The organism is Sphingobium cyanobacteriorum, assembly GCF_030580935.1.
Classification (GTDB): domain Bacteria; phylum Pseudomonadota; class Alphaproteobacteria; order Sphingomonadales; family Sphingomonadaceae; genus Sphingobium; species Sphingobium cyanobacteriorum.
In genome coordinates this window covers 63006-78859 of record NZ_JAUQOM010000006.1, presented here as the reverse complement: position 1 = coordinate 78859, position 15854 = coordinate 63006, and the positions used below count along the sequence as shown (strand labels likewise).

General features: G+C 67.4%; 13 protein-coding genes. 6 read left to right on the top strand and 7 right to left on the bottom strand.

Annotated features, from left to right (window positions below; all coding sequences use genetic code 11):
- Both Q4610_RS12845 and Q4610_RS12840 read right to left on the bottom strand, forming a co-directional pair.
- Positions 1 to 1374, bottom strand: a complete 1374-nt coding sequence (locus tag Q4610_RS12845; protein WP_304536358.1) for a glutamate--cysteine ligase — start codon at positions 1372 to 1374, stop codon at positions 1 to 3.
- A 99-nt stretch (positions 1375 to 1473) separates the two neighbouring features.
- Positions 1474 to 2220 (bottom strand): 16S rRNA (uracil(1498)-N(3))-methyltransferase, encoded by a 747-nt coding sequence (locus Q4610_RS12840; RefSeq protein WP_304536357.1) that lies wholly within the window; start codon positions 2218 to 2220, stop codon positions 1474 to 1476.
- An 83-nt stretch (positions 2221 to 2303) separates the two neighbouring features.
- Here Q4610_RS12840 and ubiA point away from each other — a divergent pair, with 83 nt between their 5' ends.
- Complete coding sequence (gene ubiA / locus Q4610_RS12835; RefSeq protein ID WP_304536356.1) at positions 2304 to 3212, top strand: 4-hydroxybenzoate octaprenyltransferase; 909 nt, start codon at positions 2304 to 2306, stop codon at positions 3210 to 3212.
- Positions 3209 to 4678 (top strand): phospholipase D-like domain-containing protein, encoded by a 1470-nt coding sequence (locus tag Q4610_RS12830; protein WP_304536355.1) that lies wholly within the window; start codon positions 3209 to 3211, stop codon positions 4676 to 4678. Before ubiA ends, Q4610_RS12830 begins: the two co-directional genes overlap by 4 nt.
- An 85-nt stretch (positions 4679 to 4763) precedes the next feature.
- On the opposite strand, the gene Q4610_RS12825 is transcribed toward Q4610_RS12830, so the two are convergent.
- The 5 genes from Q4610_RS12825 to Q4610_RS12805 form a co-directional block, all read right to left on the bottom strand.
- Positions 4764 to 5873 carry a pyridoxal phosphate-dependent aminotransferase gene (locus Q4610_RS12825; protein ID WP_304536354.1) on the bottom strand — a complete coding sequence of 370 codons (1110 nt, stop codon included), beginning with the start codon at positions 5871 to 5873 and terminating at the stop codon, positions 4764 to 4766.
- A gap of 77 nt (positions 5874 to 5950) precedes the next feature.
- On the bottom strand, positions 5951 to 9394 hold the full coding sequence (smc, locus tag Q4610_RS12820) for a chromosome segregation protein SMC (RefSeq protein ID WP_304536353.1): 3444 nt from the start codon (positions 9392 to 9394) through the stop codon (positions 5951 to 5953).
- Between the two features lie 74 nt (positions 9395 to 9468).
- A complete protein-coding gene (locus Q4610_RS12815; protein ID WP_304536352.1) occupies positions 9469 to 10200 on the bottom strand; it encodes a thioredoxin domain-containing protein in 732 nt (243 codons plus the stop codon).
- Between the two features lie 44 nt (positions 10201 to 10244).
- Complete coding sequence (locus Q4610_RS12810) at positions 10245 to 10910, bottom strand: thioredoxin domain-containing protein (RefSeq protein WP_304536351.1); 666 nt, start codon at positions 10908 to 10910, stop codon at positions 10245 to 10247.
- A gap of 99 nt (positions 10911 to 11009) precedes the next feature.
- Positions 11010 to 11552 carry a DUF721 domain-containing protein gene (locus tag Q4610_RS12805; RefSeq protein WP_304536350.1) on the bottom strand — a complete coding sequence of 181 codons (543 nt, stop codon included), beginning with the start codon at positions 11550 to 11552 and terminating at the stop codon, positions 11010 to 11012.
- A 26-nt stretch (positions 11553 to 11578) separates the two neighbouring features.
- Between Q4610_RS12805 and Q4610_RS12800 the strand changes: the two genes are divergently transcribed.
- The 4 genes from Q4610_RS12800 to Q4610_RS12785 are packed head-to-tail and all read left to right on the top strand — an operon-like array spanning position 11579 to position 15726.
- Complete coding sequence (locus Q4610_RS12800) at positions 11579 to 12640, top strand: A/G-specific adenine glycosylase (protein ID WP_304536349.1); 1062 nt, start codon at positions 11579 to 11581, stop codon at positions 12638 to 12640.
- A complete protein-coding gene (gene nudC / locus Q4610_RS12795; protein ID WP_304536348.1) occupies positions 12627 to 13541 on the top strand; it encodes an NAD(+) diphosphatase in 915 nt (304 codons plus the stop codon). The genes Q4610_RS12800 and nudC overlap by 14 nt, the downstream gene beginning before the upstream one ends.
- A gap of 45 nt (positions 13542 to 13586) precedes the next feature.
- On the top strand, positions 13587 to 14933 hold the full coding sequence (locus Q4610_RS12790) for a TldD/PmbA family protein (RefSeq protein WP_304536347.1): 1347 nt from the start codon (positions 13587 to 13589) through the stop codon (positions 14931 to 14933).
- Positions 14920 to 15726 carry an inositol monophosphatase family protein gene (locus Q4610_RS12785; protein ID WP_304536346.1) on the top strand — a complete coding sequence of 269 codons (807 nt, stop codon included), beginning with the start codon at positions 14920 to 14922 and terminating at the stop codon, positions 15724 to 15726. Before Q4610_RS12790 ends, Q4610_RS12785 begins: the two co-directional genes overlap by 14 nt.
- The last annotated feature ends 128 nt before the right edge of the window (positions 15727 to 15854 follow it).

Below are 15854 nucleotides of genomic sequence, written 5' to 3'. Positions count from 1 at the left end.
CTAAAAACTTTCTTCCTCATAGACCTTGCTGAGGTCGCCCCGCCATTCCCCATGATAGCGTTCGAGCAGCCGTTCGGCATTGGTCTTGCCTGATGCGACCACCTCGTCCAGGAAGGACAGATAGCCGGTTTCATTGTCGCCCGCGCCATTGAGGCGCGCGCGCGCGGTCAGGCCGGAACGGGCGATATCGACCACCTGCCCGGCAATATCGCGCAGCTTGGCACCGCCGCCGATCGGCGCGTCGAGGCCGAGTTTCGGTACGGAATCGCGCAAGATCTGCCGTTCCTCCATGGTCCAGTCCTTGACCACATCCCACGCCGCGTCGAGCGCGCCCTGGTCGTAGAGCAGGCCGACCCACAAAGCCGGCAGCGCGCAGATGCGATTCCACGGCCCGCCATCGGCACCGCGCATTTCCAGAAAACTCTTCATCCGCACTTCGGGGAAGGCGGTGGACAGATGATCCTCCCAATCCTTCTCGGTCGGCTTTTCGCCGGGCAGGACGGACAGCCTGCCATCCAGGAAGTCGCGGAACGACAGGCCGGAAGCGTCGATATATTTGCCGTCGCGATAGACGAAATACATCGGCACATCGAGCGCATAGTCGGCATAGCGTTCATAGCCAAAGCCGTCCTCGAACACGAAGGGCAGCATGCCGGTGCGGCCCGGATCGGTATCCGACCAGATGTGGCTGCGATAGGAGAGGAAGCCGTTGGGCTTGCCCTCGGTAAAAGGCGAATTGGCGAACAGCGCGGTGGCGAGCGGTTGCAGCGCCAGCGACACGCGGAATTTCTGCGCCATGTCGGCTTCGCTGCCATAGTCCAGATTGGTCTGGATGGTGCAGGTGCGCAGCATCATGTCGAGGCCAAGCGATCCCACCCGCGGCATGTGCCGCAGCATGATGTCATAGCGGCCCTTGGGCATGATCGGCAGGTCTGCGCGCGTCTTGTCCGGCCACATGCCAAGGCCAAGGAAACCCAGGCCCAGCATGTCGCCGACATATTTCACCTGCTCCAGATGACGGCCGGTTTCCGCGCATGTCTGGTGGAGGTTTTCGAGCGGCGCGCCCGACAGTTCGAGCTGGCCCGCCGGTTCCAGGCTGATGGTGCCGTCTGCGCCCGACAGGGCGATGATATTCTCCCCCTCGAACACCGGGTTCCAGCCATAGCGGGTCAGGCCGATCAGCAGCGTGTGGATGCCGCCTTTTTCCTCATAGGAAGGGGCGTGATGGTCCTGGCGATTATAGACGAATTTCTCATGCTCAGTCCCGATCCGCCAGCGGTCCCTGGGCTTTTCGCCTTTGGAAAAGGCTGCGATCAACTGGTCGCGGCTTTCGATGACGGGATCATGATCCCCTGAATCGGTTCTGGTGCTCATGATCCGCCCTTACTGCTTCCCCTTGGCCCGTCAAACACAGTCGGGCGATCACCACATAGGGCGTGCCTGTGACGCCTTCAATCCAATAGCGGAATGAAACTATTTCCAATCGCCATTGATCGTCATCCAGGCGGAAGTCGCGGCGATCGCAGCCGTCTCCGCGCGCAGGATGCGCGGGCCAAGCGACACCGGCACCGCGCCGGGCGTGGCGCGAATCGCCTCGCGTTCCACCGGATCGAAGCCCCCTTCCGGCCCGATCAGGAAAGCGGCCGGGCCGGGATGGGCGCGCAGCGTGGCTTCCAGCGACGCGCCGCCTGTTTCATCGGCAAAGAACAGGTGGCGATCCGGGGACCAGCCTTTCAGCAATGCGTCGAGCTTCACCATGTCAGCAAGGTCGGGCAACATGGTGCGGCCGCATTGTTCCGCCGCCTCGACCAGATGGCTGTGCAGCCGGTCGAGGTTGAGCTTGTCCACCACGGCGCGGCGGGTGAGGACGGGCTGGAGCCGGGCGACGCCCAGTTCGCACGCCTTTTCCGCGATCAGATCGATCCGCCCCTTCTTGATCGGGGCGCAGCAGAGCCAGAAATCGGGCACATGTTCGGGCGGCCTGGTTTGGCTGACACAGTCCAGCACCAGGTCGCGCTTGCGGATATCGCGGGCCCGCGCCGCCCATTCGCCCGATCGGCCGTCGAACAGCAGCACGATGTCGTCGGGCTTCACCCGCATCACGCTGATCAGATAATGGGCCGGGTTGCCGTCCACCGGCACCGCCACCCCTTCGCCCAACTGGGTTTCGACATGGAGGCGGGGGGCGCTTTGCGGCGGCCAGGCGGGGGTTGCGGTCATGGTTTCTCCTGGCTTGTCGGATGCCCGTTCTTCCCTAAAGAGAAGCATGGGGTTTCGACAAGATCAGCCCGAACGGAGTCGCAGTGAATCAGACGATCGTCCCCGACAGCGAAGCGCGCGGATTACTCGCACGGTTGCCGGACACTCCCCGCACCCTGGCGCAACTGGCGCGATTCGACCGGCCGATCGGCTGGTGGCTGCTGTTCTGGCCGGGCGGCTGGGCCGTGGCGCTGGCGGGCGGCGGCTTTACCCGCTGGCCGTTGATCGCCTGGCTGCTGCTGGGCAGCATCGCGATGCGCGGCGCGGGCTGCGTGTTCAACGACATTGTCGATCGCGATCTCGACCGGAAAGTGGCGCGTACCGCCGCGCGGCCGCTGGCGAGCGGGGCGATGTCGGTGAAGGTCGCCTGGGCATGGCTTCTGGCGCTCTGCCTGGTGGGGCTGGTCGTGTTGCTGCAACTGCATCTCCATGCGCAGGTCGTCGCGCTGGGCAGCCTGGCGCTGGTCGCGGCCTACCCGTTCATGAAGCGCATCACCGGCTGGCCGCAACTCTGGCTGGGGCTGGTCTTTTCCTGGGCAGCCCTGGTGGGATGGAGCGAGGTCATGGGCGCGCTCAGCCGGCCCGGCCTGTTCCTTTATGCCGGAACCATCTTCTGGGTCGTGGGCTATGACACCATCTATGCGTTGCAGGACCGGGAGGATGACGCGCTGATCGGTATCGGATCGAGCGCGCTGTCGATGGGGCGGCATGTGCGGACAGGGGTGGCGCTCTGCTATGCGCTGGCGCTGATCCTGTGGGCCTGCGCGATCTGGCAGATCAGGCCGCAAGCCTTGGCGCTTGGGGCGTTGCTGCCGGTGGCGGCGCATCTGTTGTGGCAGGTGGCGACATTGAAAGAAGATGGGATCGATCCTCTGCGCAAATTCCGTTCCAACCGCTTTGCCGGTTTCCTGATGTTCCTGGGCTGCCTGGTCGTGGGGAGCGCCCCGGCATGACGGTCCCTGCCACCCCGCCCCGGCCCGGCACGGATTGCTGGCGCATCGCACGGGCCGAAAAGGCCAGCGTGATCATCGATGCCGACGCCTATTTCCGCCACGCCCGCGCAGCGATGATGAAGGCCAAGCGCCGCATCATGCTGATCGGATGGGATTTCGACGCGGCGATCAGCCTGATCCGCGAGGATGAGGCCGATGATGGCGCGCCGGTGGTGATCGGCGACTTCATCAGTTGGCTGGTGGATCGGACGCCGGAACTGAAGATTTTCCTGCTGCGCTGGGACGTGGGCGCGATGAAATCGATGGTGCGGCCCACCAACCTGTTCACGACGCTCAAATGGATGGCGCATCCGCGCGTCACCGTGAAGCTGGACAGCCATCATCCGCCCGCCGCATCCCACCATCAAAAGATCGTAGTGATCGATGATTGCTTCGCCTTTTGCGGGGGCATCGACATGACCGGCGATCGTTGGGACACGCGCCATCATCGCGATGACGATCCGGGACGGCGCCATCCCGACGGGTCGCCCTACGGCCCCTGGCATGATGCAACCACGGCACTGAACGGGCCTGTCGCCGCCGCGCTGGGCGATCATGCACGGGCGCGCTGGACCGGCGCGGGCGGGGAGCCACTGGAGCCGGTCACGGGCGCATATGATTGCTGGCCCGATACTCTGCCGGTCCGGTTCGAGCAGGTCGATGTCGCCATCGCCCGCACCGCGCCGGAGATGGAGGATCAGGAACCGCTGACCGAGATCGAACAGCTTTACCTCAACCAGATCGCGGCGGCGAAGCGGCATGTCTATGCCGAGAGCCAATATTTCGCATCGCGCAAGATTGCCGAGGCGATCGCCAAGCGGCTGGTCGAGGCGGACGGGCCGGAGATCGTCATCGTCAATCCCGAACAGGCCGACGGCTGGCTGGAGCAGCAGGCGATGGACACGGCGCGCGCGCGGCTGTTCGAGGCGCTCAAAAGCCGCGACGCCCATGGGCGGCTGCGCATCTACCACCCCTTCACCCAGCGCGGTGCGCCCATCTATGTCCACGCCAAGATATTGATCGTGGATGACCGGATTATCCGGGTCGGCTCTTCCAACATGAACAATCGATCACTCGGCCTGGACACCGAATGTGACATCTGCATCGACACCGCACTGCCCGCCAATGACGGCCGGCAGGCGACGATATTGCGGATTCGCGACGAACTGATCGCCGAACATCTCGATCTGCCGGTCGAACGGGTGGCGAGCGTGATCGCCGAGCGCGGACTGATCGCGGGGATCGAGGAAATACGGCAGAAGCCGGGCCGCACCTTGCGCCCCTATGTGACGCCCGACCTGAACGACGTGCAGGCCTGGATCGCCGACCATGAGGTGCTGGACCCTGAGGGACCGGACGAGATGTTCGAGGCGGTCAGCGAACGCGGCCTGTTCCGGCGGATGAAAGGCTGGTTCGGGCGGGATTGACCCGCCCGACATGCACCGATCCAGCTTTTTTGATCATATGCGATTTCCCCGTCATCGGATGAGTCCATCCGATGAGAAATCACGCCTAAAGGCGCGTCAGGGCGTCGGCCATTCGACCGACGGCAATGTCGAAGCCCTCCGCCTGCTGCGCGAAGCCCAGCCGCATATGGGCAGGATGGCCGAAGCAGTCGCCGGGCGCCAGCAGCACGCCCTGCGCGGCGAGCGCCTGGCACAAGGGGCGGCTGTCGCGCCCGTCAACGAGCCAGGGGAAGGCGGTGGTCCCGCCATCCGGCCGCACCCAGGCGAGGCGGTCGCCGAACTGCGTCATCAAAGCGTCGAGCAGCGCGATATTGACCTGCGTCACCGATCGCAGCCGGGCGAGGATGGCATCGCTATGGCGCAAAGCCTGCACCGCGAGCCGTTCGAGCAGCGGGGAACTGCTGATCGTGAAATAGCTGCGCGCGTCGAGCAGGCGCGCACGCCGCCCGGCGTCCGTGTCGATCAGCCAGCCCATACGCAACCCCGGCAGCGACAGCGCCTTGGACAGGTCGCTGGTGACGATGACATTGCGGATACCGGCGGCCGAAGGCTGGGGGGCGCCAAAGTAAAGCGGGTGATACACCTCATCCACCAGCAACGGAACAGCGCGTTCCGCAAGGGCGGCGGCCAGCGCCTCTATCTCCGCGCGCGGCATGACGGTTCCGGTCGGATTGTGTGGCGTGTTGAGGATCACAAGGCATGTGCCGGCGTCGACCTGCGCCAGGATGGTGGCGGCGCGCTGGGCGAAGCCATCCTCGCGATCCAGGCGATAGGGACGGGTGGACAGGCCCCAACCCTGGGCCACCGCATCATAGGCGGGATATCCAGGATCGGGCAGGACGATGTTCGCGCCCGGTCGTGCGCCGAGACAGAAGAGGATCGAGAGCGCCTCCGATGCGCCGGTGGTGACGATGACGCTGTCAGCTTCGGCATCGTGAAAGGCGGCGATCGCCTCGCGCAGGGGGCGGCTGCCCTGGGGCGGGGCATAGCTCAGGATTATATCCTCGATCACCAGCGGCGTTTCACCCATTGCGCACAGATCCGCGACACTCCAGCGCGGTCCGGTGCTCGACGCCAGATTATAGGCGATCGGCGGCGTCGCGAAATCATAAGCCGACAGCCAGTGATCAAGCGCGAAGGCAGGCAGGTGAACCATGGTCTTTCCTTGTGATGGGATCGACATGCTGTTGACCCCGCATGCAGAGGGCAAGGACCGGCTGGCACAGGATGGCCTTACTCCGCCGCCAGCAGCGCCTCCGCGCCGTGGAGGTTGACCGAGACGAGGCGGCTGACACCCTGTTCGACCATGGTGACGCCGAACAGCCGGTGCATCCGCGCCATGCTGACGGCATTGTGGGTGACGATCAGGTAGCGGGTGTCGGTCTGCGCCACCATCGCGTCGAGCAGGTCGCAGAACCGTTCGACATTGGCGTCGTCCAGCGGCGCGTCGACTTCATCCAGCACGCAGATCGGCGCCGGGTTGGTCAGGAACAGGCCGAAGATCAGCGCCACGGCGGTCAGCGCCTGCTCGCCGCCTGACAGCAGGGTGAGCGCGGCGAGCTTCTTGCCCGGTGGCTGGGCCATGATCTCCAGCCCCGCCTCCAGCGGATCGTCGCTGTCGATCAGTTCCAGATGCGCCTGACCGCCGTTGAACAAGGTGGTGAACAGCCGCCGGAAATGGCCATCCACCGCCTCGAACGCGGCGAGCAGGCGCTGGCGACCTTCGCGGTTCAAGCTGCCGATCGATCCGCGCAACTGGTGGATCGCCTGGGTCAGTTCGGCGCTTTCGGCGCGCATGGTCGCCTGCGTGCTTTCCAGTTCCTCCAGTTCCTGCGCGGCGACCAGATTGACCGGGCCGATCCGCTCGCGCTCCGTGACGAAACGGTCATGCTCGGCCTGTTCGGTCTGGGCCAGACGCACATCGGCGCTGGCGAAACCCAGCCTTTCGGGCAGTATCGGCGGCGGACATTCGAATCGCTCGCCCGACAGGCGGTTGGTTTCGATCCGCCGTTCGTCCGCCGCTTCGGCGCGGGCGACGGCGGTGGCGCGGGCTTCGCGGGCGGCGGCCAGCGTCTCGCCGGCCTGCGCCGAACGGGCTTCGGCGGCGCGCAGCGCGCTTTCGGCCTCCTGTTCGGCCTGCCTGGCCTGATCGGCGGCATCGCTCAGGGTCGATCCCCGATCGCTGAGGGCAGCGATCGCCTGCGCCAGCGCATCGGGCTGCGCATCAATCATGGCGCGCTCGGTCGCTATCTCTCCGGCGCGATCGACCATGGCGGCGATGCGTTTGGCCGCTTCCCCGGCGCGGGCGCGCCAGCCCCTGATCTCGGCATCGGCAGCAGCCTGCCGCTCCCGGTCGCTGCCCAGCGCCCGGTCGGCCAGCGCCTGATCGGCCTGCAACTGGCTGACGGCGGCGCGCGCCTTTTCGCTGGCCTGCACCAGCGTCGCCACCAAGGCGCGGGTTTCGCCACCATCGGGCATGGCGGCGCGTGCCACCTGCGCCTTGTCATGCTCGGCCTGCGCCCCGGCCGAATCGCGCCGGGCTTCGGCCAGCCTTTCCTCTATGCCTTCGCGGCGGCCAGCGAGACGCTCCAGCGCGGTGGTCGCTTCGTCAGCGGCGCGCAGCGCCGCGCGCAGGCGCTGGTCGGCCTGCGTCAATGCGGTGCGGCCGGCGGCCAATGCCTGCGCGGCGGCCTGTTCATGCGCCTTGGCCTCCTCCTGCGCGGCGGCGGCACGCTCGACCTCGGCCTGCATGGCCGGACGCGCGGCGGCAATGGCGTCGAGCCGGTTGAGGCGGATCAGCCGCTCGGCCGCCGCTGCGCCCCCTTCCACCGCAACATAGCCGTCCCAGCGGCGCAACTGGCCGTCGCGCGTGACGAGACGCTGGCCCACAGCGAGCGATTGGCCGTCATCCTGCTGTGTCACGGCGACCTGCGCCAAGCGTCGGGCCAGTTCCGGCGGGGCACGGACATGGGCGGCGAGCGGAGTCGCGCCAACGGGCAAGGGCGGGTCCGTCGACAGCGCCGCAGCGCCGGCCCAGCGACGCTTTCCCTCGGCCCCGACCGGCGCTTCCAGATCGTCGCCCAGCGCGGCTGCGAGCGCGCGTTCATAGCCGGGCGCGGCCTTCAACTGATCGAGCGCCCGCGCGCGATGGCCCGCGCCGCCGTCAACGGCGCGTTGCAGCGCCGTCGCCTCGCTGTCGAGCGCGGCAAGCGCGGCACGGGCAGAGGACAGCATGGCTTCGGCGGTGGCGCGCGCTTCGGCGGCAGCCTGACGATCGGCGTCGGCGGCCTGAATCGCGGCTTCGGCAGCATCCCGGTCCGCACCGGCCCGCGTCTGCATATCAAGCGCGGTGGCACGCTGCGCCTCCAGCGGCGCAGCGTCGGGCAAGGCACCTGCTTCAGCGGCGAGCCGTGCCACATCGCGCTCGGCACGGTCGAGACGGCTGCGCGCGGCGGCCAGCGCGGCCTCGGCGACACGCAATTCGGCCTGTTCGGCAGCCTGTCTGGCCATCGCCTTGGCCAACGCCAACTCGGCATCCCGCGCGCCAGCTTCGGCGGCGGCGATGCGGGTGGCGAAATCGGGCCGCACCTTTTCAGTTTGCGCGATGCGCCCCTTGAGCGTTGCAATCTCGGCGGTCAGCCGGGCGATGGCCTCCGCCGCGTCATTGGCCAGCGTCCCCTCGCGTGCCCGATCTTCCTCCAGCCGGCGCGCCTGCTGGGCGAGGTCGGCCAGGCGGCGGACGACCGACTCCCGCTCGGTACGCAGCGCGGCGAGGCGATGGCCGGCCTCACTGGCGGCATCTCGCGCGGTCTGTGCGGCGACGCGCCGGTCGGCGAGCGCGGCGATGGCGGCTTGCGCATGGGCAGCGGCGGCCAACTGCCCCTCCTGCGCGGCAGACACGGCGGCATCGGCCTGCTTCGCTTCGGCGCGAGCGGCTTCGGCGCTGGCGTTGGCTTCGCGCCAGCGGGCGAAGAGGGTGCGGCCTTCGGCGGTGCGGATCTGTTCGGACAGGCGGATATAGCGTTCCGCCGCCCTGGCCTGCCGACGCAGGGCGTTGCCGCGCGCATCCATGTCGAGCAGGATTTCGTCCAGCCGGGCAAGATTGGCCTCGGCCGCGCGCAATTTCTGTTCCGCGTCCTTGCGCCGGACATGCAGGCCGGCGATCCCTGCCGCTTCCTCCAGCATGGCACGGCGTTCCTGCGGCCGGGCGGCGATGACGGCGGCGATGCGGCCCTGGCTGACCAGCGCCGGGCTGTGCGGGCCGGTGGCGGCATCGGCAAAGACCAGCGCCACGTCCTTCGCACGCACGTCCCGGCCATTGGCGCGATAGGCGCTGCCCGCGCCACGCTCGATCCGACGGGTAACTTCCAGTTCGCCGTCGGCGCCGACATCGACGGCGGAAAACAGCTCGCCCTGTTCCTGCACCGTCAGTAGCGACACTTCGGCGAAGTCGCGTTGCGGGCGGGTGGCGGTGCCAGCGAAGATCACATCCTCCATGCCGCCGCCGCGCATGGATTTGGCGCTGGATTCGCCCATGACCCAGCGAATCGCCTCCAGCAGGTTGGATTTGCCGCAACCATTGGGACCGACGATGCCGGTCAGGCCCGGCTCGATCCGCAATTCGGTCGCGTCGACGAAGCTTTTGAAGCCGGACAGCTTGAGCCGCTTTATCTGCACGCGCGCATGCCGGGGCGGCGCACCACCCCGGCCTCCCTAGGCGCGCACGCCGATGTCAGCCCCCCCTGCGTCAATCAGAGTCCCGCTGCCTTGAGCTTGGGCTGGAGCGCGGCCCAGTTGGCGACATTGTCCACGACCACGCCGTTCAGCACGAAGGTCGGCGTGCCCTGGATATTATATTGGCTGTTGGCCGCTTCCACGCCCTTGGCCAGCTTCGTCGCCGCGCCGACATCGGCCAGGCATTGCTTCGCCTGATCGGCGGAAATGCCGCGCTGCTGGGCGAATTCGACCAGCCCGACAATCTGGGCGATGGCGCCGGGACGCTGCGCCGGCGGCAATTGTTCGACCGCCTTGAACGCGGCGTCATTGCCCTGCACCTTTTCGAGCATCGCGGTCTGGTTCGCGAAAAACTGTTCGGACAGGGGGTAGAATATGTCCTTGCCACCGCAACGCGCCAGCAGCGCGGTCGACAGGTCGATCGGATCGCGCAGATAGGGGCGGAATTCGAAGCTCATCTTGCCGGTATCGACGATCTTCCTGATCTCTTCCGACGCTTCGACGGAGAAATCCTTGCAATGGCTGCACGTATAGGAACCGAATTCGACCAGCTTCACCTTGGCGGCGGGATTGCCCATCAGATAATAGCCGTCGGGCGTTTCCGCGAGGGTTTGCGACCAGCTCGTGCCGGCGGGCGCGGCGACGGCGGCGACCGGATCGCCGGTCGGCTGGGCGGCTTCCTCGCTCTTGTTACAGGCGGCAAGGGTCAGGCTGAACGCGACGAGGGCGATAGCGGAAAGGGCTTTCACGACGGGCAAGGCTCCGATGATTGGCGTGTCAGGTCGGGTGTAGATCAGCGTGCGGCTGCGGGCAATGCGGCCTGAAGAATGGCCCAGCTCGACCCCTGAACCAGCGTGCCATTGACGGTGAAGCCCGGCGTGCCGGTGATCTTCACCTTGTTCCACGCCTCGTCGGTCATGGCGAGGATCTGCTTCATCGATTGCGGGCTGGCGATGCAGGCGTCGAGTTGGGCAGGGGTGAAGCCCCGTTTGGTCATCAGCGCATACAGGCCGGTTTTCTGGCCGATATCCTTGAGCGCCGCGATCTGGTCCGTCGGCTTTGCGGCGCCGCCGTCATAGGATTCGATCTTGTCCATCCACGGGGTCTGATTGGCAAACAGCGCCTCATGATTGCCCATGAAGCGGGCCGGGCCGCCGCAGCGGGCGAGCAGCGCGGCGGTGAGGTCATATTTGTCGCGGACGGCATTGCGCACTTCGACCCCGACCTTGCCGCCCTTCACATATTGGGCCTTGAGCGGGGCACTCGCTTCCCCGACGAAATGGGCGCAGTGCGAACAGGTGTAGCTGACATATTCGACCAGCTTGGTCGGGGCGGCGGGATTGCCCATATAATGGCCGCCGATCGGGGACATGACGACGCGGTTCGCCCAGTTGGCGGCAGGGGCCGCGACCAGGGCGGCGGGGATGGCGAGCAGGGCAAGCGGCAGAAATCTCTTCATGGGGCGTGTCCGTAGTGGAAGCTGGCTGAACGAGGGCCGAAGCATGTTTGTTTTCCGCGATGTCCAAGTCGTCGGCTGTGCCATCCGGCTTGCAATCGCTCAGTTGATCTTGGGCAAGCCGCTGCTGTTGGCAAGCCCCTGCGCCAGCGATTCGAGCACCGCGCGCAGTTCGGGATCGCCGATGTCGCGCAACGAATCGCCCAGTTCGACCGGAATGGGCTTGAGGTTGCGCGGCGGCGGGCGGCGTTCGGCGGTGACGGATGCTATGTCGCCCTGGCGCATCGCGACCTTCGCGACGGCGGCATAGCCGAAAAAGCGGTTCACCCGTTCGACGATGTCGGGCAGCACATGCTGGATCATCGGCGCATGGCCGCTCAGCACTGTGAGCTGGAGCGTGCCGCCAGCCTTCTGCCCCACCGGGAAGCGGATCGATTCGGGCGCGCTGACGCTGGCATAATGGGCGCCGACGATTTCGGTCCAGCGGGTGACGATGCTCGACTGGACGAAGCCGAACTTGCGGAAGGCGGCGCGGCCGATGTCGGGCATCAGGTCGGAAATCCGGCGCGACGCGCCGACGCGCGGACGTTCCTCGACAGGAATTTTGCGACTCTTCATTTTCGGTGGGACCGGGCGTTCCGTCATGACGCGCTACATGGCATAGGGCCGCCATGCGCGTCGAGGGTAGAGAGACAAAAATCGCGAGCGACCTGCTTGCCTTCTATGACGTCCACGCGCGGCGTCTGCCCTGGCGCGCGCCGCCGGGCGCCAATGCCGCCGATCCCTACCGGGTATGGCTGTCCGAAGTGATGCTGCAACAGACGACGGTGGCGGCGGTCGGCCCCTATTTCGCAAAGTTCACGGAGCGCTGGCCAACGGTCGGGGACCTGGCCGCGAGCGAGGACGCGGACCTGATGGCCGCCTGGGCCGGGCTTGGCTATTATGCCCGCGCCCGCAACCTGCTGGCCTGCGCGCGCGCGGTGGTGCGCGACCATGGCGGGGTGTTTCCCGATACGGAGGAGGAGCTGCGCGCGCTGCCGGGCGTGGGCGCCTATACCGCCGCCGCCGTGGCCGCCATCGCCTTCGGCCGGCGGGCGGTGGTGGTGGACGCCAATGTCGAACGGGTGGTGGCGCGGCTGTTCGCGATCGATACGCCCCTGCCCGCCGCCCGGCCGGACATTCGCGCGGCGGCCGACCGCATCACGCCCGATGCGCGGGCGGGCGACTTCGCGCAGGCGATGATGGACCTGGGCGCGACCATATGCACCCCCCGCAATCCCGCCTGCGGCATCTGCCCGCTGCGGGCGGATTGCGCCGCTGTGCGGACCGCCGATCCCGCCGCCTATCCCGTCAAGGCAGAGAAGAAGGCGCGGCCCCACCGTCTGGGCCATGGCTGGTGGATCGAGCGCGACGCCCATGTCTGGCTGGTGCGCCGCCCGGACAAGGGGCTGCTCGGCGGAATGCGGGCGCTGCCCAGTTCCGACTGGAGCGATGCGCCCGACGCCACGCCGCCCCTGGCTGCGCGCTGGACGACGATCGATGCGCCGGTCGCCCATATATTCACCCATTTCTCACTGGCGCTGTCTGTTCATCATGCCCATGTGGGAGCGGATGTGACGCCGCCGGGCGAGGGCGAATGGTGGCCGGTCGCGCGGATCGGCGAAGCCGGGCTGCCGACCCTGTTCGCCCGCGCGGCGGAAGCGGTGAGGAAGGAAAGAGATGCACGGGACTGAGACGCGCAAGCCGTTGCCGGGCTTTGTCGGCGGGACGCTGGACAGGGTGGACCCTATCCGCAGCAATGCCCGGTTGCTGGCGCAGACCTTCGCCGATCCGGCCGCCCGCCTGCTGGCGATGGACGGGCTGGAGCCGGTCGAGGCGGACGGGCATCTGGTGCTGGAACCGCTGGCCGCCGACGCGCGGGTCGAGGATCATGTGCTGCTGGGCATCGATCCTGCCCGCCGGCCGATCTTTGCCCGGCTGATCGCGGATCTTGGCCCCAACATGGTCCCCACCCCGCGCAGCCGCGCCATTGCCGGACTGGTGCCCGCCGAAGAGGTCGCGCTTTACGGCACGGCACGCAGCCTGGTGCATTGGCATGGACGGCACCGTTTCTGTTCGGTCTGCGGCGCGGGCACCCAGCCGGTCAAGGCGGGATGGTCGCGCAAGTGCGACATGTGCGGGTCGGAACATTTCCCGCGCACCGATCCGGTCGTCATCATGCTGGCCGAACATGCCGGACGGGTGCTGGTGGGCCGCCAGCATGGCTGGCCGCAGCGGCGTTATTCCGCGCTGGCCGGCTTTGTCGAGCCGGGCGAAACGATCGAGGAAGCCGTCGCGCGCGAACTTTATGAGGAGGCGGGCGTGCGGGTGCGCGATGTCCGCTATGTCATGAGCCAGCCCTGGCCCTTCCCCTCCTCGCTGATGATCGCCTGCGTCGCGCAGACGGATGACGATGCGCTGACGCTGGACCAGACCGAGATCGAGCACGCTGTCTGGTGCGATGCGGACGGTGTGCGCGCGGCGATGGCGGAGGAAGTGGACGCGCCCTTCCTCGCGCCGCCGCCCATGGCCGTCGCCTGGCATCTGCTCGACCATTGGCTGGCGGACGTTGCCGGGCCGAACGCAAGCGCGTAAGGCCCTCCCCCTTCCCTTCTTCCACATAAGGACTATTTCCGCTCCATGCTCAGCCTCGAAGAAGCCCAGTCGCGCGCGCAGGATCTGGTCAGCGCCGCGCGCAAGGCGGGTGCGGATGCGGCCGACGCCATCTATGCCTGCAACGCATCGACCAACGTGTCGGTGCGGCTGGGCGCGCTGGAGGATGTCGAACGGTCCGAAGGCGAGGAGATCGGCCTGCGCGTCTTTGTCGGCCAGCGATCCGCCAGCATTTCCGCGTCGGACATGAACCCGGCGACGCTGGCAACCCTGGTCGATCGCGCCGTCGCCATGGCGCGCGAAGCCCCCGAAGATCCCTATGCGGGCCTGGCGCCGGAGGATCGGCTGCTGCGCAAGCGTGCGCCTTCGCTCGACCTGACCGACGCACAGGAGCCGGAGCCGGCCGCCCTGCGCGCGCGCGCGCTGATCGCCGAGGAAGCGGCGCGCGGCGTGCCGGGCATCACCAACAGCGAAGGCGGCGGCGCGTCGAGCGGCCGCAGCCAGGTGGCGCTGGCGACCAGCCATGGCTTTGCGGGCGCCTATGCCGGCACCAGCCATGCGACCTGGGCCAGCGTGCTCGCCGGCGCGGGTGCGGACATGCAGCGCGACCATGCCAGCCACAGCGTTCGCCATCTGGAGGATCTGGACGATGCCGAGGCGATCGGCATCCGCGCCGGGCAGCGCGCGGTGGCACGGCTGAATCCCATAAAGGTGGAAAGCGGCGTCATGCCGGTCATTTTCGACCCGCGCGTCGGATCGAGCATGATCGGGCATCTGATCGGCGGCATCGTCGGCCCCGCGATCGCGCGCCGGTCGAGCTTCCTGCTGGACATGCTGGGCGAGGCGATTTTCGATGCCGGCGTCACCATCATCGACGACCCGCTGTTGCAGCGCGGCCTGCGGTCGCGCCCGTTCGATGGCGAAGGGCTGCCGGTGGAGCGGCGCGCGCTGATCGACGGGGGTGTGCTGACCGGCTGGCTGATGGACAGCGCTTCGGCCCGGCAACTGGGGCTGGAGCCGACCGGCCATGCCAGCCGCGGCGGCAGTGGCGCGCCCGGCGCCAGCGTCACCAACGTCCATATGGAAGCGGGCAGCCTGTCGCCCGGCGACCTGATGGCAGACGTGAAGCGGGGCCTGTACGTCACCGAACTGATCGGCATGGGTGTGAATGGCGTCACCGGCGACTATAGCCGGGGCGCCGCGGGCTTCCTGATCGAAAATGGCGCGGTCGCCCATGCGGTATCGGAAATCACCATCGCCGGAAATCTCAAGGACATGTTCAAGGCGCTGGTGCCGGCCAATGACCTGCATTTCCGCTATGCCATGAATGTGCCGACGCTGCGTATCGACGGGATGACCATTGCCGGAGGATGATGCCCATCTGCGCGCCATCGTGTCCGCCGTGTCGGATGCGGCCGACCATGCGCTGACGCTCTGGGCAGGTGGCGAAACCCGCGTGCGCCAGTGGGAAAAGGTGCCAGGCCATCCGGTGTGCGAGGCCGACCTGGCGGTCGACGCGATGCTGCGCGAACGGTTGGCGGCGATCGATCCGCAAGCCGGATGGCTGTCGGAAGAGACGGCGGATACGGTGCATCGGCTGGGCGTGCCGCGCGTGTGGGTGGTCGATCCGATCGACGGCACCCGCGACTATCTGCGCGGACGGACCGGCTGGGCGGTATCGGTGGCGCTGGTCGAGCATGGCGCCGTCAAGATCGGACTCCTGTCCGCACCGGCACGCAATGAATTATGGGTCGCACAGGCGGGCCGTGGCGCGACCCGGAATGGCAAGCGCTTGCAGGCTGGTACGCGCACGCATTTGCCGGGCGCGCGGGTGCCGGCCGATCAATTGCCCAGGGCGGATCGCGACCTGATGGTCGTGGACAAGCCAAACAGTATCGCGCTGCGCATGGCGATGGTTGCCGCCGACGAGGCCGACCTGGTCGCCACGGTGCGCTGGGGCAATGAATGGGATGTCGCCGCCGCCGCCCTGATTTGCGCGGAAGCGGGTGCGAGCGTGACCGATGCGCTGGGCGATGCGTTGCGCTTCAACCGGCCCAATCCGACGGCTTTTGGCCTATTATGTGCCGCGCCGGGAATCCATGACGCGGCCGTGGCGCGGCTTTCGCCCCGCGCACGCGCGATATTGACGCAGCCGCCGGAGCAGTGACGTTTCCGGGCGCCGCCGCAGTCATTCCCCATTCGTAACAGCATCGGCATCGGCGCTTGACAGCCCCTCGTCCAGCCATGCTATTCTTCGCCCAACAGAATGAAAGTCCGCCGTCCATGCGAGCGGAC